Source organism: Streptomyces angustmyceticus (genome assembly GCF_040701845.1).
Taxonomy (GTDB): domain Bacteria; phylum Actinomycetota; class Actinomycetes; order Streptomycetales; family Streptomycetaceae; genus Streptomyces; species Streptomyces angustmyceticus_A.
In genome coordinates this window covers 74,494-95,597 of the sequence record NZ_JBFBHQ010000016.1, presented here as the reverse complement: position 1 = coordinate 95,597, position 21,104 = coordinate 74,494, and the positions used below count along the sequence as shown (strand labels likewise).

16 protein-coding genes and 1 riboswitch are annotated in these 21,104 nt (G+C 72.2%); of the genes, 9 read left to right on the top strand and 7 right to left on the bottom strand.

Annotation, left to right across the window (positions count from 1 at the left end; genetic code table 11):
• Positions 1-174 precede the first annotated feature (174 nt).
• The 4 genes from AB0411_RS26740 to def all read left to right on the top strand — a co-directional run bounded on the left by AB0411_RS26740 (position 175) and on the right by def (position 5,115).
• Positions 175-1,638: an HD-GYP domain-containing protein gene (locus AB0411_RS26740; protein ID WP_366419817.1), complete on the top strand. Its 1,464-nt coding sequence runs from the start codon at positions 175-177 to the stop codon at positions 1,636-1,638.
• 68 nt (positions 1,639-1,706) lie between these two features.
• Positions 1,707-2,975: an HD-GYP domain-containing protein gene (locus AB0411_RS26735; protein WP_366419816.1), complete on the top strand. Its 1,269-nt coding sequence runs from the start codon at positions 1,707-1,709 to the stop codon at positions 2,973-2,975.
• 425 nt (positions 2,976-3,400) lie between these two features.
• Positions 3,401-4,402, top strand: coding sequence for a tetratricopeptide repeat protein (locus AB0411_RS26730; protein ID WP_366419815.1), 1,002 nt, complete (start codon positions 3,401-3,403; stop codon positions 4,400-4,402).
• 68 nt (positions 4,403-4,470) lie between these two features.
• Positions 4,471-5,115, top strand: a complete 645-nt coding sequence (gene def / locus AB0411_RS26725) for a peptide deformylase (RefSeq protein WP_366419814.1) — start codon at positions 4,471-4,473, stop codon at positions 5,113-5,115.
• Positions 5,116-5,155: 40 nt separating this feature from the next.
• On the opposite strand, the gene AB0411_RS26720 is transcribed toward def, so the two are convergent.
• From AB0411_RS26720 to AB0411_RS26710, 3 genes are all read right to left on the bottom strand, one after another.
• The gene (locus AB0411_RS26720) at positions 5,156-7,111 is read right to left on the bottom strand and encodes a transglycosylase domain-containing protein (RefSeq protein WP_366419813.1); all 1,956 of its coding nucleotides are present in this window, start codon (positions 7,109-7,111) and stop codon (positions 5,156-5,158) included.
• A 98-nt stretch (positions 7,112-7,209) separates the two neighbouring features.
• Complete coding sequence (locus AB0411_RS26715; RefSeq protein WP_366419812.1) at positions 7,210-8,307, bottom strand: ribonucleotide-diphosphate reductase subunit beta; 1,098 nt, start codon at positions 8,305-8,307, stop codon at positions 7,210-7,212.
• The gene (locus tag AB0411_RS26710; protein WP_403147121.1) at positions 8,307-10,742 is read right to left on the bottom strand and encodes a ribonucleoside-diphosphate reductase subunit alpha; all 2,436 of its coding nucleotides are present in this window, start codon (positions 10,740-10,742) and stop codon (positions 8,307-8,309) included. Before AB0411_RS26710 ends, AB0411_RS26715 begins: the two co-directional genes overlap by 1 nt.
• Positions 10,743-10,903: 161 nt before the next feature.
• Positions 10,904-11,083, bottom strand: a riboswitch (cobalamin riboswitch).
• A 336-nt stretch (positions 11,084-11,419) separates the two neighbouring features.
• Here AB0411_RS26710 and AB0411_RS26705 point away from each other — a divergent pair.
• The gene (locus AB0411_RS26705) at positions 11,420-11,551 is read left to right on the top strand and encodes a hypothetical protein (protein WP_366419811.1); all 132 of its coding nucleotides are present in this window, start codon (positions 11,420-11,422) and stop codon (positions 11,549-11,551) included.
• Between the two features lie 76 nt (positions 11,552-11,627).
• On the opposite strand, the gene mctP is transcribed toward AB0411_RS26705, so the two are convergent.
• The 3 genes from mctP to AB0411_RS26690 all read right to left on the bottom strand — a co-directional run bounded on the left by mctP (position 11,628) and on the right by AB0411_RS26690 (position 14,583).
• Complete coding sequence (mctP, locus tag AB0411_RS26700) at positions 11,628-13,253, bottom strand: monocarboxylate uptake permease MctP (RefSeq protein WP_366419856.1); 1,626 nt, start codon at positions 13,251-13,253, stop codon at positions 11,628-11,630.
• 59 nt (positions 13,254-13,312) lie between these two features.
• Positions 13,313-13,573: a DUF3311 domain-containing protein gene (locus tag AB0411_RS26695; protein WP_366419810.1), complete on the bottom strand. Its 261-nt coding sequence runs from the start codon at positions 13,571-13,573 to the stop codon at positions 13,313-13,315.
• A gap of 248 nt (positions 13,574-13,821) precedes the next feature.
• Entirely contained in the window at positions 13,822-14,583 is a 762-nt protein-coding gene (locus AB0411_RS26690; RefSeq protein ID WP_366419855.1) for a GntR family transcriptional regulator, read from the bottom strand.
• A gap of 242 nt (positions 14,584-14,825) precedes the next feature.
• Between AB0411_RS26690 and AB0411_RS26685 the strand changes: the two genes are divergently transcribed.
• The 4 genes from AB0411_RS26685 to AB0411_RS26670 all read left to right on the top strand — a co-directional run bounded on the left by AB0411_RS26685 (position 14,826) and on the right by AB0411_RS26670 (position 19,633).
• Positions 14,826-16,094, top strand: coding sequence for an extracellular solute-binding protein (locus AB0411_RS26685; RefSeq protein WP_366419809.1), 1,269 nt, complete (start codon positions 14,826-14,828; stop codon positions 16,092-16,094).
• 97 nt (positions 16,095-16,191) lie between these two features.
• Positions 16,192-17,241 carry a carbohydrate ABC transporter permease gene (locus AB0411_RS26680; protein WP_366419808.1) on the top strand — a complete coding sequence of 350 codons (1,050 nt, stop codon included), beginning with the start codon at positions 16,192-16,194 and terminating at the stop codon, positions 17,239-17,241.
• On the top strand, positions 17,238-18,077 hold the full coding sequence (locus tag AB0411_RS26675) for a carbohydrate ABC transporter permease (RefSeq protein ID WP_366419807.1): 840 nt from the start codon (positions 17,238-17,240) through the stop codon (positions 18,075-18,077). The genes AB0411_RS26680 and AB0411_RS26675 overlap by 4 nt, the downstream gene beginning before the upstream one ends.
• 8 nt (positions 18,078-18,085) lie before the next feature.
• Positions 18,086-19,633, top strand: a complete 1,548-nt coding sequence (locus AB0411_RS26670) for a glycoside hydrolase family 3 protein (RefSeq protein ID WP_366419806.1) — start codon at positions 18,086-18,088, stop codon at positions 19,631-19,633.
• A gap of 139 nt (positions 19,634-19,772) precedes the next feature.
• Here the strand turns inward: AB0411_RS26670 and nagB are convergent, their stop codons facing one another.
• Positions 19,773-20,555 carry a glucosamine-6-phosphate deaminase gene (nagB, locus tag AB0411_RS26665; protein WP_366419805.1) on the bottom strand — a complete coding sequence of 261 codons (783 nt, stop codon included), beginning with the start codon at positions 20,553-20,555 and terminating at the stop codon, positions 19,773-19,775.
• Positions 20,556-21,104 lie beyond the last annotated feature (549 nt).

Genomic DNA, 21,104 nt, shown 5'->3' with positions numbered 1-21,104 from the left:
ACCCTAAGGGGTGAGGGGCGGGGCGATTCGTCCCGCCCGATCCGCTGATGCACCTTCCCCGGCGCCCCGACGCCTCTATTCTCACCGGACCCCGGCGCACTGCGCAGGCAGCGCGCGGGCCCTTCCGCTCCGCAAGAGCGGGGGGAGAGCGGTGGGCATGCTGAGGAGGGCGCGATGCGGGAACTTCCGGTGGCCGCGCGGTGGTATGTCGGCGGCGCAGCCCTGGCCGCGGCGCTGTGTGCCGCCCCGGCGCTCCGCCTCGGTGCCGCCGCCCCCTGGAGCAGCACCCTGGCCCTGGCCGCTTTGTACGCACTGTGCGAACACCTGCACCGCTGCCCGCTGGTGGGCGGCCGCATACCGTACGGCGCGGGTGCCCCCGGCACGTCCGGGGGCTCGCTCACCGGCTGGGCCAGTCCCGTCCTGCTCGCCGGGGTCTTCCTGCTGCCGCCGCCCCTGGCCGCGCTGACCGCCGTCCCCGGGGCGCTGACGGGAGCGGCGACGGCGCCCGCGGCCGGCGCCCGCAGGCTCTGGCACGCCGCCGAGCCGGCACTGGCCTGCTGGGCGGCCGCCGAGGTCTTCCGGGCCGTCGGCCACCATCCGCTGTCCGCACCGCAGTTCCCCGTTCTGCTGCTGCCCGCCGCGGCGGCCGCCACCACCTTCTGCGTGGTGCTCGTGGCGCTGGAGGGCGGGGTGCTGGCCGCCGCCGAGCGGCACCCGCTGCGCACCGCCTGGCGCGGCGCGCTGCCCCGTTCGCTGGGGCCGCATCTGGTGCACGGCCTGGCCGGGTTGATGATGGCGGTGCTGTGGCGCAGCGCGTACGGGCCGACGGCCGCCCTGCTGGTGCTGCTGCCGATGTGCCTGTCCTGCTGGGTGTTCGCGCAGTACCACCGCGAACGCACCGCCCATCAGGCCACCATCCGCGCCCTCGTGCAGGCCGTCGACATCAAGGACCGCTACACCCGTGGGCACAGCGAGCGGGTCGGGCGCGCCTCGGTGCTGATCGCCCGGGAGCTGGGCATGGCGGAGGACCGGGTGGAGGTGCTGCGGTTCGCCGGCATCCTGCACGACGTCGGCAAACTCGGCGTCCCCACCCGGCTGTTGCGCAAGGACGGGCCGCTGACGCCGCAGGAGCGCCGGGTCATCGAGCTGCACCCCGAGTACGGCCACGAGATCGTGCGCGGCATCGGCTTCCTGGGGGAGGCGCGGGCGGCGATCCTGCACCACCACGAGCGGCTGGACGGGCGCGGCTACCCCTACGGCCTGAGGGGTCATCACATCCCGGAGTGCGCCCGGTTGGTGGCGGTCGCGGACGCCTTCGACGCGATGACCTCGACCCGCTCCTACCGCCGGGCCCGGCCGGTCCCGGCGGCCCTGGAGGAGCTGCGCCGGTGCGCCGGGGCGCAGTTCGACCCGCGGATGGTCCGGGCGCTGGCGGCGTCGCTCGACCGGTACGGCTGGCAGCCGGACCTGGTGACGGCGGCGGACCCGGAGCCCGGGGCGGCCGGGGAAGGGCCGGGGGACGGCCTCGCGCAGGGCGCGGACGCGACGCAGGGGGCCGGGGAGCCGGCCGGCGGACGGCGGCCGGACCGGCGGCCCGCGCGGCACCGTGAGGCCGCCGCGCGGGACGGCGCGCGATGAGCGGCGCCCCCGCGCGGCCCCGGCCGGGCCCGCGGCCGCGGAGGCGGGCGGCACCCGCCGGCGCCGGGATGCCCGCCGCACGGGGCGGTGCCGTGATCGCCGCGGTCTACGCCCCGGCCGCCGCGCTGGCGTGCTGGTCGCTCGGCCGGACGCTCTGGGAGGGCCTGGCCGAGCCCGGGGTCGCGCTGGCCTTCGGGATCCTGATCGCCGTGGGCGAGCTGGTGGGCCGGGGGCCCGCACCGGCGGCCGGGGGGCGGACGCGGGGGGAGCGGGAGGGCGCCCCGCTCGGCGCGGCGGGCGCCCTCGCGTACGCCCTGCTCGGCGCGGTCGGCGGGCTGCCGACGACCCATGGCGTGCCGCAGACCGTGGCCGTGGTCCTGGCGGCGGGGCTGGTCGGGCTGGTCCCGCAGGTCGCCCGCGGCCGGGGACCGGCCCTGGACCACCTCGCCCGCCGGATGCTGACCACCGGCTTCGCCGCCACCTGCTTCCAGCCCCTCCACCACACCGGGGCCCCGGACGGCTGGGCGGCCCCGGGCCCGGTCCACCCGCTGTTCCTGACCGGCCTGATGGCGCTGACCGCGCTGTGCGACGCGGTGCTGGCGGCCGCGCTCGCCCGCGCCCGCACCGGCTGGCCGTACGGGCCGCTGCTGCGCGACGAGTTGCGGGCGCTGCCCGGCATCGGCTCGGCGATCTGTGCCACCGGAGTGGTGATCTCGCTGGCCACCTCGGTCGCCGGGCTGTGGGCGCTGCCGGTCTTCTGCCTGCCGCTGCTGCTGACCCAGTTCGCCTTCCGCCGGTTCGCCGCCGTGCGCACCACCTACCGCCAGACCATCGCCTCGCTGGCCCGCTCCACCGAGATCGCCGGCTACACCCCGCACGGGCATGCCCGCCGGGTGGCCGCGCTCAGCCGTGCCGTGGGCCGCGAACTCGGGCTGAACGAGCCGGACCTGGACGTGCTCGAATACGCGGCGCTGATGCACGACATCGGCCAGCTCTCGCTGCTGGACCCGGTGCCGGCGGGCGCCACCGCGCCGCTGCCGCCCGCCCAGCAGCGCCGGATCGCGCTGCTGGGCGGCGCCGTGGTGCGGCAGACCGGGGTCCCCGCCGAGGTCGCGGTGATCGTCGAGCGGCAGGCCGATCCGTACCGGGACCAGCCGGTCACGGCGCGCATCGTGCGCACGGTCAACGCCTACGACGATCTGGCGGGGGAGTCGGCGGGGCCCGGCGGTTCGCTGCGGGCCCTGGAGCGGCTGCGGCTGGCCACCGCGCAGGACCACGAGCCCCGGGTCGTCGAGGCGCTGGCCCGGGTCCTGGCGTGCGGGGGCCGGACGGTGTGAGATGAGCGACTGCTCCGGTGACGGGGACCGGGCGCTGCCCGGCCTTCCGGCGTACGCCGCCCCGCACCGGAGGTGGAGGCCCCGGTAGGGCAGGAATCGGTCCGCGGCCGGTCACCGCCCGCCCCGCGGCGTCGTACGCCCCGCTCACGCCCCCGTATCGCGGCCGTTGGGCCTGCGCCGGGCGTCCGATGTCATGGAACCCATGGGTAATGAGCGCCCTTCGAGATGGGCATGGTTGGATGCGAAGGAAGCCCCTTTCAGGGGGTTCAGGGGGTCGGCGAAGGGCAAGGAGCCGCAGGGGGACCGGCAAACCGGGCTGAGCCCGGCGGCAATCTGTGGCAGGTTGTCGAGTGGGCCCCCAAGGCCCCGGACGCCGCTCGGGACCCCACCTCAGCGGCATCAAGAGCAACCAGCAGGCGGGAATCGTGAGGATCTTCGGCAAGGTACGGCATCGGCCCTCCGCCTCGTGGCGGCAGGCGACCGACCGCGCTTTCACGCTGATCGGCGACGGCCGTTACGAGGACGCGGGGGCGCTGCTGACGCGCGCCGCGGACATGGAGCCGTGGCTGTCGGAGTCCTGGTTCAACCTCGCGCTGCTGCACAAGTTCCGGCACGACTGGGAGCAGGCCAGGGCCGCCGGGCTGCGCGCGGTCGCGCTGCTGGACCGCGAGGCCGGGGCGCCCGACTGGTGGAACGTCGGCATCGCCGCCACCGCCCTGCAGGACTGGCCGCTGGCCCGCCGGGCCTGGCAGGCCTACGGCCTCAAGGTCCCCGGCGACGGCTCGCCGTCCGGTGAACCGCTCGGCATGGCCCTGGGCAGCGCCGCCGTCCGCCTCTCCCCGGAGGGCGAGGCCGAGGTGGTCTGGGGCCGCCGGCTGGACCCGGCCCGTATCGAGGTGCTGTCGATCCCGCTGCCGTCCTCCGGGCGGCGCTGGGGCGAGGTGGTGCTGCACGACGGCGTCCCGCACGGCGAGCGGACCACCGCGGCCGGCGCCGACGGCACCACCAGGGCGTATCCGGTCTTCGACGAGATCGAGCTGTGGGCGCCCTCCCCGGTCCCCACCTGGGTGGTGCTGCTGGAGGCCGCCACCGAGGCCGACCGGGACGCCCTGGAGCGGCTGGCGGCCGACGCGGGCTTCGCCGCCGAGGACTGGTCGTCGTCGGTCCGGCTGCTGTGCCGCACCTGCTCGGAGAGCCGGATGCCCAGCGACGAGGGCGACGGCGAGCACCTGGACCCGCACGACCACAGTGAGCCGGGCCACCCCGGGCCGCTGGGCCACCGCACGGCGGGGTCGGGCTCGCTGTGGGTGCCGGAGCGCGAATGCGGCATCGCGGCGCCGTCCGCCCTGGTCCGCGGCCTGCTGGACGGCTGGGTCGCGGACAGCCCGGACACCCGCGAGTGGCGGGATCTCGAAGAGGTCTGCTGAGCCCCGGGGCGCGCCCCCGTAGGCTGTAGGGCGACTACTCAGGGTTTTCAGGAAGGCGTACGGCGGAGATGGCCCAGCAGCCTGTGTTTGATCAAGACGGTGACCAGCGCGTGGACGAAGCATTCATCGACGACGTCACGGACGCGGAGGAGCGGGAGACCGCCCATCGGGAGCGCGGCACCTCGCGGCCGATCACGGTCGTCGGCAACCCCGTGCTCCACAAGGAGTGCAAGGACGTCACGGAGTTCGACGAGAGCCTCGGCCGGCTCATCGACGACATGTTCGCCAGCCAGCGCACCGCCGAGGGCGTGGGCCTGGCCGCGAACCAGATCGGTGTGGACCTGAAGGTCTTCGTCTACGACTGCCCGGACGACCAGGGCGTGCGGCACGTCGGCGCGATCTGCAACCCCGTGCTGGACGAGCTGCCGGCCGAGCGCCGGATCCTGGACGACTCCAACGAGGGCTGCCTGTCCGTGCCCGGCGCCTACGCCTCGCTGGCCCGCCCCGACTACGCCGTGGTCCGCGGCCGGAACGCCCAGGGCGAGCCGATCGCGATCGAGGGCACGGGCTACTTCGCGCGCTGCCTGCAGCACGAGACCGACCACCTGCACGGCTACCTCTACATCGACCGGCTCAGCAAGCGGGACCGCAAGGACGCCCTGAAGCAGATGGCCGAGCTGGAGCCGCGCTACCCCGTCGTCGCCAACGACTGAGACGCGGGCGGGCGCCCGGCCGGAGCCGGGCGCCGCGGCGTCACGATCCCTGCTGGTAGGCCCGCCAGATCTTCGGCGGGATGCTGGTCCCCAGCCCGGTGCCGGAACCGCCGACGCCCTGCATCGGCAGCAGCTCGGGCGCTCCCGGCTTGTTGCGGAACAGGGTCACGGCGGTGGTCGGCTCGCTCCCGTCGGCGGCGCCGGGCACCCGGTCGGGACGCACCGCGCTCCCCGCTCCGGCGCCGGCCGCGGCGCCCAGGTCGGGGCCGGGGGCCGGCGGGCTGCCGATGAACCACGCGGACTTCATCCGGTCGCCCGGCTCCGTGCGGCCGGCCGCGACCGGCCGCTGGAACGGCGTGCCGCCCGGCATCCCCAGGGTGCGCCAGCCGACCACCTCCAGGGAGCTGGACACCTGCTGGGCGACCCCGGCGTCGAGGACCTGTACGGGCTCGGCGCGGTCGAAGCCGGGGACGATGCTGCCGTGGTGGGTCATCCCGGACACCGCGTACGGGTCGCTGTGCAGCCCGCCGTTGGCGAAGGTGGTGTAGGCGCTCGCCATCCGTATCGCGCTGGGGGCCGACGTGCCCAGCGGGAAGGTCTGCTCCAGGGGGGCCATGCTCTCCTTGCGCAGCCCCGCCGACACCGCCAGATCCCGGATGCGCTCCAGCCCGATGCGCTGCCCGGCCCGGACGAACGGCTGGCTCTCGGCCTTCATCAGCGCCCCGCCCAGGTCCTCGGCGCCGCTCTTCGCGTCCGCCGCCTGTTGCGCGGGCTCCGCGGTGGCGCCGTCCGGCCGCTGGAGCGCGGCCGCCAGCACGAACGGCTTGAAGGCCGAGCCGGCCGGGACCGCCGAGGTGTCCGCGTTGTTGCTGAAGTGCCGGGTGGCGTCCGCGCCGCCGTAGAGCGCGACGATCGCCCCGTCCTTGGGGCGGACGGAGGCCGCGCCGACCTCCACGTAGTTGTCGGCCGCGCGCCGCTTCGCATCGATGGTGTCCCGGCGGACGTCCCGCACCGCCTTCTCCAGCCGGCGGGTGCGCTGTTTGTCGAAGGTGGTGTGGATGCGGTATCCGCCGCGTGCCAGGTCCTTGTCGGTCAGACCGGTGCCGGCCTTGATGAACTTGTTGGCGACATCCACGAGATAGCCGGTCTGCCCGGCCTGGCTGGTGGGCTTGGACAGGCCCCGGGGCTCGGGGAAGGTGCGGTACTTCGCCCGCTCCTGCCGGCTCATCTTCCCGGTGTCGACCTGCCGGTCGAGGATCCATTTCCACCGGGCCACGGCCCGCTGGTGATTGGCCTTGCCCAGCCCCGGGTCGTACTGTTCCGAGCCCTTCAGCAGGGCGGCCAGCAGGGCGCCCTGGCTGGGGTCGAGGTCCTTGGCGTCGATGCCGTAGTAGGCGTGGGCGGCGGCCTGGATGCCGTACGAACCACGGCCGAACCAGCTGGTGTTGAGGTAGCCGCGCAGGATGTCCTGCTTGGACTTCTGGTTGCTCACCTTCAGCGAGATGATGAATTCCTTCACCTTGCGGGTGACCGTCTGGTCCTGCGAGAGATAGGTGTTCTTCACATACTGCTGGGTGATGGTGGAGCCGCCCTGGGTCTCCTGGCCGGAGACCATGTTGACCAGCGCGCGGCCGATGCCCTGGAGGGAGACACCGGCGTCGCTGTAGAAGGTGGCGTTCTCCGCCGCGATCACGGAGTTCTCGACCGAGTCGGGCACCTTGTCGAGGGTGACGTTCTGCCGGTTGACGGCGCCCACGCTCACCATCTGGCTGCCGTCCGCCCAGTAGTAGACGGTGGCTTCCTGACCGGCCAGCTCGTTCTCGTCCGGCACATCGATCTTCGCGTAGACCACGGCGAACAGTCCCGCCAGGCCGCCCAGGCAGAGCGCGACGGCGCTCAGCCACTGTCTCCAGGACGGCAGCCAACGGCGCAGGCCGCTGCGTCCTTGACGCGGATAGTCGATGAACCGACGACGACGCCCCTTCGTGCCCTTCATGCCCGGGTAGATGTGGCGGGCCCGGCTCCGGTTGCCGAGGTAACAGAACGCTCACAAAAGGCGGGCGGCGAGGACGAAGGGGCGTCGCGACGCGTCTTCTAGAAGTCGTCGTCGAAGGAGACCGAACCCTCCACGGCGACCTGGTAGGCGGACGCCCGGCGCTCGAAGAAGTTGGTCAGCTCCTGGACGTTCTGCAGCTCCATGAAGGAGAACGGGTTCTCCGAGCCGTAGACCGGCGCGAAGCCGAGCCGCTGCAGCCGCTGGTCGGCGACGCACTGGAGGTACGCGCGCATCGAGTCGGTGTTCATGCCCGGCAGGCCGTCACCGCACAGGTCGCGGCCGAACTGCAGCTCCGCCTCGACGGCCTCCTTGAGCATGTCCGTGACCTGCTGCTCCAGCTTGTCGTCGAAGAGGTCGGGCTCCTCCTCGCGGACGGTGTCCACCACCGAGAAGGCGAACTCCATGTGCATGGACTCGTCGCGGAACACCCAGTTGGTGCCGGTGGCCAGGCCGTGCAGCAGGCCCCGCGAGCGGAACCAGTACACGTACGCGAAGGCGCCGTAGAAGAACAGCCCCTCGATGCAGGCCGCGAAGCAGATCAGGTTCAGCAGGAAGCGGCGCCGGTCGGCCTTGGACTCCAGCCGGTCGATCTTCTCGACCGAGTCCATCCACCTGAAGCAGAACTGGGCCTTCTCCCGGATGGACGGGATGTTCTCCACGGCCGCGAAGGCCGCGGCGCGGTCGTCCGGGTCGGGGAGGTAGGTGTCCAGCAGCGTCAAGTAGAACTGGACGTGCACGGCCTCCTCGAAGAGCTGCCGGCTCAGGTAGAGCCGCGCCTCGGGGGAGTTGATGTGCTTGTAGAGCGTCAGCACGAGGTTGTTGGAGACGATCGAGTCACCGGTCGCGAAGAACGCCACCAGCCGGCCGATCATGTGCTGCTCGCCCGGCGAGAGCTTGGCGAGGTCGGCGACGTCGGAGTGGAGGTCGACCTCCTCCACGGTCCAGGTGTTCTTGATCGCGTCGCGGTAGCGGTCGTAGAACTCCGGGTACCGCATGGGGCGCAGCGTCAGCTCGAAGCCCGGGTCGAGCAGGTTCTTCTCGCCGGTGGTGGCGGTGTGCGTGGCCGCCGCGGTGGTGGTCTGGTCCTTGGGGCTCTCGGCGCGCAGCGCCGTCGTTGAGGGGTGGTGGTCGGGCATTACTGGCAGGCCTCGCAGGACTCGGGGTTTTCCAGGGAGCAGGCGACCGCCTCGGGGTCGGTGGCCTGCTGCGGGACGGGGGCGGGGGCGGCGGCCGCGGTGCCGCGTGCCGACTGCGCGATCCGGGTCGCCGGCCGCGACCGCAGGTAGTACGTCGTCTTGATGCCGCGCTTCCAGGCGTAGGCGTACATCGAGCTGAGCTTGCCGATGGTCGGCGACGCCATGAAGAGGTTCAGCGACTGGCTCTGGTCGAGGTAGGGCGTACGGGCCGCGGCCATGTCGATCAGGGCGCGCTGCGGGATCTCCCAGGCCGTGCGGTACAGCGCCCGGATCTCCTCGGGGATCCATGCGGCGTCCTGCACCGAGCCGTTGGCCTCGCGCAGGGCGTCGCGGGTCCGTGCGTCCCACAGCCCCAGCGCCTTGAGCTCCTCGATCAGATAGGCGTTGACCTGGAGGAACTCACCGGAGAGCGTCTCGCGCTTGAAGAGGTTGGAGACCTGCGGCTCGATGCACTCGTACACGCCCGCGATGGAGGCGATGGTCGCGGTCGGCGCGATCGCCAGCAGCAGGGAGTTGCGCATGCCGGTGGTCGCGATCCGGGTGCGCAGCGCCGCCCAGCGGTCGGCCCAGCGCGGCTCGGCGTTCGGGTAGTGGTCCGGGTGCAGCACTCCGCGGGCGGTGCGGGTCGCCGACCACGCCGGGTGCGGGCCGTGCCGCTCGGCCAGGTCCGCCGACGCCTCGTACGCGGCGAGCATGATCCGCTCGGAGATCCGGGTCGACAGCTCCCGGGCCTCGGGCGAGTCGAAGGGCAGCCGCAGCCGGAAGAAGACGTCCTGCAGGCCCATCAGGCCCAGACCCACCGGGCGCCAGCGGGAGTTGGAGGTCCCGGCCTGCTCGGTCGGGTAGAAGTTGATGTCCACGACGCGGTCGAGGAAGGTGACGGCGGTACGGACGGTGGCGTCCAGCCGCTCCCAGTCCATCTCACCGTTCTCACCGAGGTGCGCCGAGAGGTTGACCGACCCCAGGTTGCAGACCGCGGTCTCCCCGTCGTTGGTGACCTCCAGGATCTCGGTGCACAGGTTGGAGGAGTGCACGACCTGGCCGGGCTCGGCGGTCTGGTTGGCGGTGCGGTTGGCGGCGTCCTTGAACGTCATCCAGCCGTTGCCGGTCTGCGCCAGGGTGCGCATCATCCGGGAGTACAGCACCCGGGCGGGGATCTGCTTGAGCGCCCGGCCCTCGGCCTCCAGCTTGCGGTAGGCGGCGTCGAACTCGTCGCCCCACAGGTCCACCAGTTCCGGGGCGTCCGACGGCGAGAACAGCGACCAGTCGGCGTCGGCCTCCACCCGGCGCATGAACTCGTCCGGGATCCAGTGGGCGATGTTCAGGTTGTGCGTCCGGCGGGCCTCCTCACCGGTGTTGTCGCGCAGCTCCAGGAACTCCTCGATGTCCGCGTGCCAGGTCTCCAGGTAGACACAGGCGGCGCCCTTGCGCCGGCCGCCCTGGTTCACGGCCGCGACCGAGGCGTCCAGGGTGCGCAGGAACGGCACGATGCCGTTGGAGTGCCCGTTGGTGCCGCGGATCAGCGAACCCCGGGCGCGGATACGGGAGTACGACAGCCCGATGCCGCCCGCGTGCTTCGAGAGCCGGGCGACCTGGTGGTACCGGTCGTAGATCGAGTCCAGCTCGTCCAGCGGCGAGTCCAGCAGGTAGCAGGACGACATCTGCGGGTGGCGGGTGCCGGAGTTGAACAGGGTGGGGGAGGAGGGCAGGTACGACAGTGAGCTGGTGAGGCGGTAGAGCTCGGCGACGTCGTCCAGCGCGCGGTCGCTGTGGTCCTCCGCCAGACCGCAGGCCACCCGCAGCAGGAAGTGCTGCGGGGTCTCGACGACCTGACGGGTGGTGGGGTGGCGCAGCAGGTAGCGCGAGTGCAGCGTCCGCAGTCCGAAGTACCCGAAGCGGTCGTCGGCGCCGTCGGCGAGCGCCCGGTCGACCAGCGCGTCCAGCCGGGCCGCGTGGGTCCGTACGAACTCCGCGGTCTCGTCCGCGATCAGGCCCTCACGGTGGCCGACCGCGACGGAGGCGGAGAAGGAGACCGCCCCCTGTCCGGCCGCCTCCTGCGCGATGGCGAGGGTGAGCAGGCGCGCGGCGAGCCGGGAGTACTGCGGCTCGTCACCGATCAGACCGGCCGCGGCATCGATGGCCAGCGACCGCAGTTCGGCCTCGTCCGAGCCTGCGTGCCGGCCGCGCAGCGCGGCGGCGGCCACCTTGCCGGGGTCGGTCGCGGTCAGGTCCTCGGTCAGCTCGGTCAGGGTGCGCAGCAGCGCGACCCCCGGACCGTCCTCGCCCGGTCCGCCGTCGGCAGGACCGGGGGGCGTGGCCACCGCGGGCGGCACGACCTCGGCGTCCGACGCGGGCTCCGTTGGCGCGATGGTCACGTGATGCTCTCCCTCACTCGGCGGGGGCCGGGAGGGAGGGACGCGACGGGCGCACGCGCGCATGCGGCACCCCATGACGCTCAGGGGTGCGCGGCCACACCGCGCGGCGCCCACCGGCCCAACCCTCGGGGCCCGGACGTATCGACACCCGCACCCATGGCGGTGCGGACGTACCATCGGCAGGTCCTCGGACTACACGAGCGCACGCCGAAGCCGGTGTCCGGCCGGTCGAATGCGCTCCCTCACCGTTGCGGGACAGTTCCGGATTCCCACCGGATTCCCCTGCGGCGACAGCGAGGACGAGCATACATGTGGTGGTGGCCCATCGGACGCACCCCCATATCTAGTGTGTCGTGAGTGATCACACAGTGCCTGTCGGTGGCCTCGGCTGTCGTCGGCGGCACGTACTTGTTATCGACGGGAAGGCCAAGAGCAAGCCCACGCCGGACGGATGACGGTCGGATCATCCAGTGGTTGCTTCGCCTCTGCACGCAGCACGGGCCGGAGCTTTTCCCCGATCCGAACCAGGGTCGGAAGGCGGAGACCTGCCGGAAGGGACGCCTTCGTCCGGACGCCTCGCGCGTGCCGTGCGAGGCCTTCGTGGGCCGGGGCGAAGGGGCGGCCCCCGGCCCGGTGCTCATGGTCGTCGAAGTCACCCCAGCCAGGCTTGCCGGACGGTGCTCTCCAGCGAACCCGATGACGGCCGCTACGAGACCGTCCCCACCGCGCCGTTCGGCAAGGCGCTCCACCTGCCGGACCCGGTGGGCCCCACCCTCGAAACCGAGCAGCTGACGGACCGGGTGGGCTGACTCCCGGACCATGACAGGGGCCGCCGCGCCCCCCGAAGGGGACGCGGCGGCCCGTGAAGGTTCAGCAGCCGGCGGCTCAGTGCCCGGCCGGCGCCTTTTCGGTGGCCGGCGGCAGTTCGACGGTGACGCCCTGGTCGCCGGCGTCCGCCGTGTAGTCGGCGGGGCTGGTCTCGTCGATGCCGTCGGGGGCCTTGGCGGCCTTCAGGGCGAAGGTCAGGACGACCGTCACCACGACGTTCAGGACGAAGGCGGTCAGGCCGATGTAGCCGATCTCGCCGATGCCGGGGATCTCCTTGCTGGAGCCGCCGAAGTGCTTCTGGGTCGGGCTGGCGACGCCGTAGGCCGCGAGCGTGCCGTAGAGCATGCCGACCGCCCAGCCGGTCAGCAGCGCCCAGCGGTGGAACCAGCGGGTGAACAACCCGCCGACCAGGGACGGCATGGTCTGCAGGATCCAGATCCCGCCCAGCAGCTGGAAGTTGATCGCCACGGTCTTGTCCATGGTGAGGACGAACACCAGCGCGCCGACCTTCACCAGCAGCGAGACCAGCTTGGCGACCTTGTGCTCCTGCTCGGGCGTGGCGTCCTGCTTGAGGAAGTCCTTGTAGACGTTGCGGGTGAAGAGGTTGGCCGCGGCGATCGACATGATGGCCGCGGGCACCAGCGCGCCGATACCGATCGCGGCGAACGCCACGCCGGAGAACCAGCTCGGGAACATGTCCTCGAAGAGCTGCGGGATGGCCAGCTGCGGGTTGCCCTGGATGTCCGTGCCGGCCTTGACCGCCATGAAGCCGAGCAGCGCCAGCAGGCCCAGCATGAGGGAGTACAGCGGCAGGATGGTGGTGTTGCGGCGGATCACGTTGCGGCTGCGCGAGGACAGCGTCGCGGTGATCGAGTGCGGGTACATGAAGAGCGCCAGCGCCGAGCCGAGCGCCAACGTCGCGTAGGCCCACTGCGCGTTGGGCCCGCTCACCAGCTCACCGCGCGGCTTGCCGGGCACCGGACCGGGCTGGGCGAGCGCCTTGCCGGCCGAGTCGAAGATCTCGCCGAAACCGCCCAGCTTGATGGGGATGTAGATGATCGCCACGGCGATGACGAGGTAGATCAGCCCGTCCTTGACGAACGCGATCAGTGCCGGCGCCCGCAGCCCCGAGGAGTAGGTGTACGCGGCCAGCACGGCGAAGGCGATCAGCAGCGGCAGGTCCTTGACGAACCAGTTGGTGTGCTCGCCGCCGCCGATGCCCATCACGTCCAGGACGGCCTGGATGCCGACCAGCTGGAGCGCGATGTAGGGCATCGTGGCGAGGATGCCGGTGAGCGCCACGGCCAGCGACAGGCCCTTGGAGCCGAAGCGGCCGCGCACGAAGTCGGAGGTGGTGACGTAGCCGTGCTTGTGCGAGACCGACCAGAGGCGGGGGAGGAAGGTGAAGATGAGCGGGTAGACCAGGATCGTGTACGGGACGGCGAAGAAGCCGGACGCCCCCGCCGCGTAGATCGCCGCCGGGACGGCCACGAAGGTGTACGCGGTGTAGAGGTCGCCGCCCAGCAGGAACCAGGTGATCCAGGTGCCGAAGCTGCGCCCGCCCAGGCCCCATTCGTCGAGGTTCTCGGACTGGTCGGCCTTGCGCCAGCGGGCGGCCAGGAACCCCATGACCGTCACGGCCAGGAAGAAGAAGACGAAGACGGCCAGGGCGACGCCGTTGATGCCCTTGGTCGAGGAGGCGGCGAGCACCTCGAAGGCGCCTGTCGTGGTCGGGGTGGCAGTCACTTGGCCGCACCGCCCTTGCGGGCGCGCTGCTCACGCTGTACGAGCTTGTACGCGAGCGTGGTGAGCACCGTCGAGATCACTACCCATGCCATCTGGTACCAGTAGAAGAACGGGATCCCGATGAGCTTCGGCTCGATCCTGGCGTACGAGCTCACCCACAGCATGGCGACGAACGGAGCGATCAGGCAGACGCCGGCCACCACGCGCGTGGGCGTGACCACCTGTCTGCGATCCGGTGATGCGGCTGGCTGCGTCATGGCCGTGGCTCCGTCCCCTGGCGGTCTCCTGTGTGTAATCGGCTGGAATCTATGGCAGGGGCGTGGCGCGCGTCACTAGCTGTCCGCATATCGGTATGGAGAATCCACCTGGAGACACCCCTGCCGGGCGGCCGAGTGCCGCATTCCTCCCGCTTTGGGGCGGTAGGGGTGGGTGAGGGGACGCGCCGTACCCCGGGGCGGCCCCGGGGCGGCGGGTCGGTCCCCGGGTCGGTCCCCGGGAGGGCGGGTCAGTCCGCGGGGCGGCGCAGCCGGGCGACGAACTTGTAGCGGTCGCCCCGGTAGACCGAGCGCACCCACTCCACCGGCTGCCCCTGCGCGTCGAGCGAGTGCCGGGAGAGCATCAGCATCGGCAGGCCGACGTCCGTGCCCAGCAGGCCGGCCTCGCGCGGGGTGGCCAGCGAGGTCTCGATGGTCTCCTCGGCCTCCGCCAGCCGGACGTCGTACACCTCGGCCAGTGCGGTATAGAGGGAGGTGTATTTGACGAGGTTCCGGCGGAGCGCGGGGAAGCGCTTCGCCGACAGGTGGGTGATCTCGATGGCCATCGGCTCGCCGCTGGCCAGCCGCAGCCGCTCGATGCGCAGCACCCGGCCGCCGGTGGCGATGTCCAGCAGGCCGGCGAGCCGGTCGTCGGCGGTGACATAGCCGATGTCCAGCAGCTGGGAGGTCGGCTCCAGGCCCTGGGCTCGCATGTCCTCCGTGTAGGAGGTCAGTTGCAGCGCCTGGGACACCTTCGGCTTGGCGACGAAGGTGCCCTTGCCCTGGATGCGCTCCAGCCGGCCCTCGACGACCAGCTCCTGCAGGGCCTGACGCACCGTCGTGCGCGAGGTGTCGAACTCCGCGGCGAGGGTGCGCTCGGGCGGGACCGGGGTGCCGGGCGGCAGGGTCTCGGTGATCTCCAGCAAGTGCCGCTTGAGGCGGTAGTACTTGGGTACCCGCGCGGTCCGCGTGCCGCCGCCGTGCTCGGCACCGTTGCCCCCGTCCGTCTCCATGACCCGCCTCTCCGACTCCTGTGGTGCTGCCGTCACCGGCTCCTCCGTCCGTAGCGGCTCACATCGTGGCACGGGTGGGTTTCCCGCGCCGCCCCGCCGGTCCCCGCTCGCCGGATGTCGGTCAGGTAACGGACCTGACAGCGACTCTTATACACCCTTGACACCCCTAAAGGTCTAGGCCAAGCTGCGGGCACTGGTCTAAACCATTAAAGACCACACCCGGCCTCTAGGGGGAGAGCGCAATGAAGCGTGGGCTCATGGCGGCGACGGCCGCCGCGGGAATGCTGGTGAGTGTGGCCGCCTGCGGGTCCGGCGACGGCGGCACGGCGGGTGCGGACGGCTTCAAGGGCCAGAAGCTGACCGTTTGGGTGATGAGCGGGTCCAATCCGGCGCAGTGGACCAAACAGGTCTCCGAGCAGTTCGAGAAGAAGACCGGCGCCACCGTCGAGTTCAAGGTCCAGCAGTGGAACGGCATTCAGCAGAAGCTGAGCACCGCACTCTCCGAGGACAGCCCGCCGGACGTCGTCGAGATCGGCAACACCCAGACCGCCGCCTATGCCGAAGCGGGCGCGCTGGCCGATCTCGGCGATCTGAAGAAGGAGATCGGCGCCGACTGGAACGACGCCTTCAACAAGGCCTCGCTCGTGGACGGCAAGCAGTACGCACTGCCGTGGTACGCCGGAAACCGCGTGGTGATGTACAACAAGAAGATCTGGCGGCAGGCCGGCCTCAAGGGCACCCCCACGACCCGCACCGAGCTCTTCAAGGCCTTCGACACCATCAAGAAGAAGACCGACGCCGAGCCGCTCTACCTCCCCGGCCAGAACTGGTACTTCTTCGACGGCCTGACCATCGGCACCGGCGCCGACCTGGTGAAGAAGCAGGGCGGCAAGTGGGTCTCCAACCTCGGCGACCCCAAGGTGGCCAAGGCCATGGACATCTACCGGCAGTACCAGGCCTTCAGCACCGCCCCGAAGAACAAGGACGAGGCCACCCCGCAGCAGGCCGAGGTCTTCGCCAAGGGCCGCACCGGCGCCGTCATCGCCATGGGCTACGAGGCCGCCACCGCCGTCAAGGCCGATCCGGGCATCAAGAAGGACATCGGCTTCTTCACCATCCCCGGCGAGACCGCGGACAAGCCCGAGGGCGTCTTCCTCGGCGGCTCCAACTTCGCCGTCGCCGGGATGGGGAAGAAGCAGGAACTCGCCAAGGAGTTCCTGAAGGTCGCCCTCTCGAAGCAGAACGACGGACAGATGGTCAAGGAGTCCGGCTGGACCCCGAAGTCCGCCGACCTGGCCGGCGCCGCACGGCAGAACCCGGCCGCCGCGGCCGCCGCCCCCGCCGCGGAGAAGTCCGGGGGCACCACCCCGCTGATTCCCCAGTGGGCCGCCGTGGAGAACGTACCGAACCCGATCAAGAGCTATATGACGGCCGTTCTGGGCGGCAAGTCCCCGGCCGATGCCGCCAGGGACATCGCGCCCGAGATCAACGCGCGGCTCGCCAAGCAGTAACCGGCCACGGTCCGCGGGGCCGGCCGTCCCGGCCCCGCGGACGCGGACCGGGCAGCAGACGCACCGAGGCAGCACGGCAGCGAGGGGGAGCAGGGTCATGGCAGCGCAGCTCGACGACGCGGTGGGCAAGGCCGCGCCGCGGACCGGCAAGGGGGGCGGCCCGCCCGGCCGGCGCACCCCGCGTCCCCCGGAGCACGGGGCTGTGCGGCCGCCCGCCGGCCGCACCCCTCGTTCCGCCGCACCCGGCTCGTCCGCCCGCCGCACCCCGTATCTCCTCCTGCTGCCCGCCCTCCTCGCCACCGCGGTCCTCCTGGGCTGGCCCATGGTCCGCAACCTCCTGCTCTCCTTCCAGAACCTCAACATGAAGGAGCTGATCCAGCACCTCACCGACTGGCGCGGGACCGGCAACTACCAAGAGATCCTGGGCAGCGAGCAGTTCTGGCGGGTGACGCTGCGCACCCTCGTCTTCACCGCGGTCAACGTCGTCCTGATCATGGTCCTCGGGGTGCTGATCGGACTGCTGCTGGCCCGGCTCGGCAAGAAGATGCGGCTCACCCTCTCCCTGGCCCTGGTGCTGGCCTGGGCCATGCCGGTGATCGCCGCCACCACCGTCTTCCAGTGGCTCTTCGACTCCCGCTACGGCGTCGTCAACTGGCTGCTGGACCAGGCCGGCTGGCACGCCATGGCCCACTACGACTGGGTCGGCACCCAGCTGTCCACCTTCTCCGTGATCACCGTGCTGATCGTCTGGCAGTCGCTGCCCTTCGTGGCCCTGAACCTCTACGCCGCCACCACGACCATCCCCCGCGAGCTCTACGAAGCGGCCCGGATGGACGGCGCCGGCACCTGGCAGGTCTTCACCTCCGTCACCTTCCCCTTCCTCAAGCCCTTCTTCCTGGCCACGACGTTCCTGGAGATCATCTGGGTCTTCAAGGCGTTCCCGCAGATCTTCGCGATCAACGAGGGCGGACCCGACCGGCTCACCGAGACGCTGCCGATCTACGCCTTCACCGAGGGCGTCGGCAACCTCCACTTCGGCATGGGCGCCGCGATCTCCCTGCTGACGATCGTGGTGCTGCTGGCGATGACCGCCCACTACCTGCGCCTGACGCTCCGGCAGGAACGACACGAGGAGAACGAGCTGTGAAGCGCGCTGTGTCCGCGACGGCCGGCCGCCTGTGGCCCAACGCCACGGCGCTCGTGCTCGCCGCCGGCTTCGTCTTCCCCGTCTACTGGATGTTCAGCACGGCCTTCAAGCCGACCCGGGACATCATCACCGACGAGCCCGTGTGGTTCCCCTTCCACGGCACCGCCGAGCACTTCGCGACGGCGGTGCGCGCCCCCCACTTCTGGACGCTGGCCGGGAACTCGGTCCTGGTGACCGTGCTCGCCGTCGGCCTGTCGCTGGTGATCGCGCTCTGCGCGGCGTTCGCCCTGACCCGTATGCGCTTCCGGGGCCGCCGCGGCATCCTGCTGACCTTCATGATCGCCCAGATGGCCCCCTGGGAGGTCATGGTGATCTCCATCTACATGATCGTCCGGGACGCGGACCTGCTCAACAGCCTGGCACCGCTCACCTGCTTCTACATGCTGATGGTGCTGCCCTTCACCCTGCTGACGCTCCGCGGCTATGTCGCCGCCGTGCCCAGGGAACTGGAGGAGTCCGCGATGGTCGACGGCTGCTCGCGCCGGCAGGCGTTCCTCAAGGTGGTCTTCCCGCTGCTGGCACCCGGCCTGATGGCCACCTCGCTCTTCGGCTTCATCACCGCCTGGAACGAGTTCCCGCTGGTGCTGGTCCTCAACAAGGAACCCGCCATGGGCACCCTTCCCCTGTGGCTCTCCCAGTTCCAGAGCCAGTTCGGGGACGACTGGGGTGCCACCATGGCAGCCGCCTCGATCTTCGCCGTCCCGATCCTGATCCTCTTCCTGTTCCTGCAACGCAAGGCGGTCGGCGGGCTCACCTCCGGCGCAGTGAAGGGATAACGCCGCACATGACCTCTTTCACACGTTCCGCACGCCCCGCCGACACCCTCACCCGCGACGCGCTCGCCGTCCTCCAGCCGGGCTTCACCGGCACCACCGCCCCCGACTGGCTGCTGCGCCGCCTCGGCGAGGGACTGACCTCCGTCGGCCTCTTCGGCCGCAACGTCGCCGACCCCGCACAACTCGCCGCCCTGACTGCGCGGTTGCGCGCCGAACAGGACGACCTCCTCGTCGCCATCGACGAGGAAGGCGGCGACGTCACCCGCCTCGAAGTGCGCGGCGGCTCCTCCTTCCCCGGCAACCATGCGCTCGGCGCCGTCGACGACACCGCCCTGACCCGCGCGGTCGCCCGGGAACTCGGCCGCCGACTCGCCGACTGCGGCATCAACCTCAACTGGGCCCCCTGCGCCGACGTCAACTCCGACCCCGCCAACCCGGTCATCGGCGTCCGCTCCTTCGGCGCCGATCCGCACCTCGTCGCCCGGCACACCACCGCCTACGTCGAGGGCCTGCAGTCCGCCGGCGTCGCCGCCTGCACCAAGCACTTCCCCGGCCACGGCGACACCGCCGTCGACTCCCACCACGACCTGCCGCGCATCACCGTCGATCTGGACACCCTCCACACCCGGGAACTGGTGCCGTTCCGCGCCGCCGTCGCCGCCGGCACCCGCGCCGTGATGAGCGCCCACATCCTGCTGCCCGCACTGGACCCCGACCGGCCCGCCACCCTCAGCCCGGCCGCGCTGCACGGCCTGCTGCGCGCCCCCGTCGCCGAGGGCGGCCTCGGCTTCGACGGGCTGATCGTCACCGACGGCATGGAGATGCAGGCCGTCTCCGCCACCTACGGCCTCGCACGCGGCAGCGTGCTGGCCCTCGCCGCCGGTGCCGACGCCCTCTGCGTGGGCGGCGGACTCGCCGACGAGGACACCGTGCTGCGGCTGCGCGACGCCCTGGTGCGGGCGGTGCACGACGGCGAACTGCCCGAGAGCCGGCTCGCCGACGCCGCGGCACGGGTGCGCGCCCTCGCCCACTGGACCCGGAGCGCGGGGGAGGGAGTCGCACCCGCGCCCGGGATCGGCCTCACCGCCGCCCGGCGCGCCCTGCGCCTGACCGCCGACGGCCCGTACGAGCCGCTGACACAGCCCGCCTACGTCGCCGCCTTCACCCCGCTGGCCAACATCGCCGTGGGGGACGACACCCCCTGGGGCGTCGCCGCCGAACTGGCCCGTCTGCTCCCCGGCACCGGGACCACCACCTGCACCGCCGACTCCGCCGCCGCGGCCGGCCCGGCCGCGCTGATCGACGGCCTGCTCGCGGCCGCCGGCGACCGCCGCGTCGTCGCCGTGGTCCGCGACGTCCACCGCCACCCATGGATGGCCGACGCCCTGCACGCCCTCCTCGCCGCCCGCCCCGGCACCGCAGTCGTGGAAATGGGCGTCCCCCAGTCCCCGCCCCGCGGCACCCCCCACCTCGCCACCCACGGCGCCGCCCGCGTCTGCGCCCGGGCCGCCGCGGAGGCCCTCACGGGGCGCCGGATTCCGACGGCCGAGGGGTGAGCGGCGCAGGGGCCGACGGCTGAGCGGTGAGCAACGGCCCCCGCGCGGGCCTGCCGTGCCCGCGGGGCGCGCGGGTCCTGCCGTGCGCACAGGACCCGCGGGAGCCTGCCGGGCTTGCCGAGCCTTCCGGAGGCCGTCCTCAGATCCCCTGCCAGTCCGGCTTCGCCGCGTACGTGGCGCGGAAGTAGTCGGCGAGCTTCAGCTCGGCGGCCGCGGCCTCGTCCACGACGACCGTGGCATGCGGGTGGAGTTGCAGGGCCGAAGCCGGGACCAGCGCGGCGACCGGGCCCTCCACCGCGTGGGCCACGGCGTCGGCCTTGCCCTCGCCGGTGGCCAGCAGCACCAGATGGCGGGCCTCCAGGATGGTGCCGATGCCCTGGGTGATGACGTGGTGCGGCACCTCGTCGAGGCTGTCGAAGAACCGGGCGTTGTCCTCCCGGGTCTGACGGGTCAGCGTCTTGATCCGGGTACGCGAAGCGAGCGACGAGCAGGGCTCGTTGAAGCCGATGTGCCCGTCCGTGCCGATGCCCAGGAGCTGGAGGTCCACCCCGCCGGCGTCCCGCAGCGCACGGTCGTACGCCTCGCAGGCGCCCTGGACGTCCTCGGCCGCCCCATCGGGCCCCAGGAACGAGTCCTCGCCGAGGCCGAGCGGCTCGACCACCTCGCGCAGGACCACCGAGCGGTAGGACTCGGGGTGCCCGGCCGGCAGGCCGACGTACTCGTCGAGCTGGCAGATACGCGCCCGGGAGGCGTCCACCGCGCCCGCCCCGACCATCGCCGCCAGCGCCTCGTAAATGGGCAGCGGGGTAGAGCCGGTGGCCACACCGAGCAGCGCGTCGGGCTTACGGCGCAGCAGGGCGGCGACGGCCCCCGCGATCAGCTCGCCGCCCGCCCTGGCGTCCGGAACGATGACAACTTCCACGCTTGGCCTGCCGTTCTGGAGAATGGTTCATGTGGTATAGACCAATCTAGCAGAGCGGGGCCCTCCGAACCCGGCGGCGCTTCCGAACACCAGGGCACGATTTCCCGTCGACGCGATGACGAGCCGGCCGCCTCCCCCCTCCCTCCGCCTCCTCGCTCCCGCCGGGCTCGCGCTCGCCGTCCGGCGGCATCGGACGGCGCCGGAACCCTCGGACGGCGGGACCGGAACCCGTCCGGCAGACCGCCCGCGCCAACCGGGCGGACCTCGGCCGGTCACGTCGGCGCCGTCATCCAGGGCATGCGGGGGAGAGCGGAAGTGCGGAAGGGCGCCGGGCGCACCGAGCCGGGAGCGATCACGGAGCCGTCGCGCAGGGGCGGGCCGGGCCCGGCAAGGAGAGCGACCGGCTGGGAGTCCGGCGAGGCGAGGAGGGGGGCGGCGGCCGCGACGGGCCCAGAAGCACCCGCGGGCCGCGGCGCCGGGACAGGACCCTCAACCTGTCCGGCACCGCAGCCCGGAGCTGACATCGGCCGGTCCCGCCTTGCGGGCGGA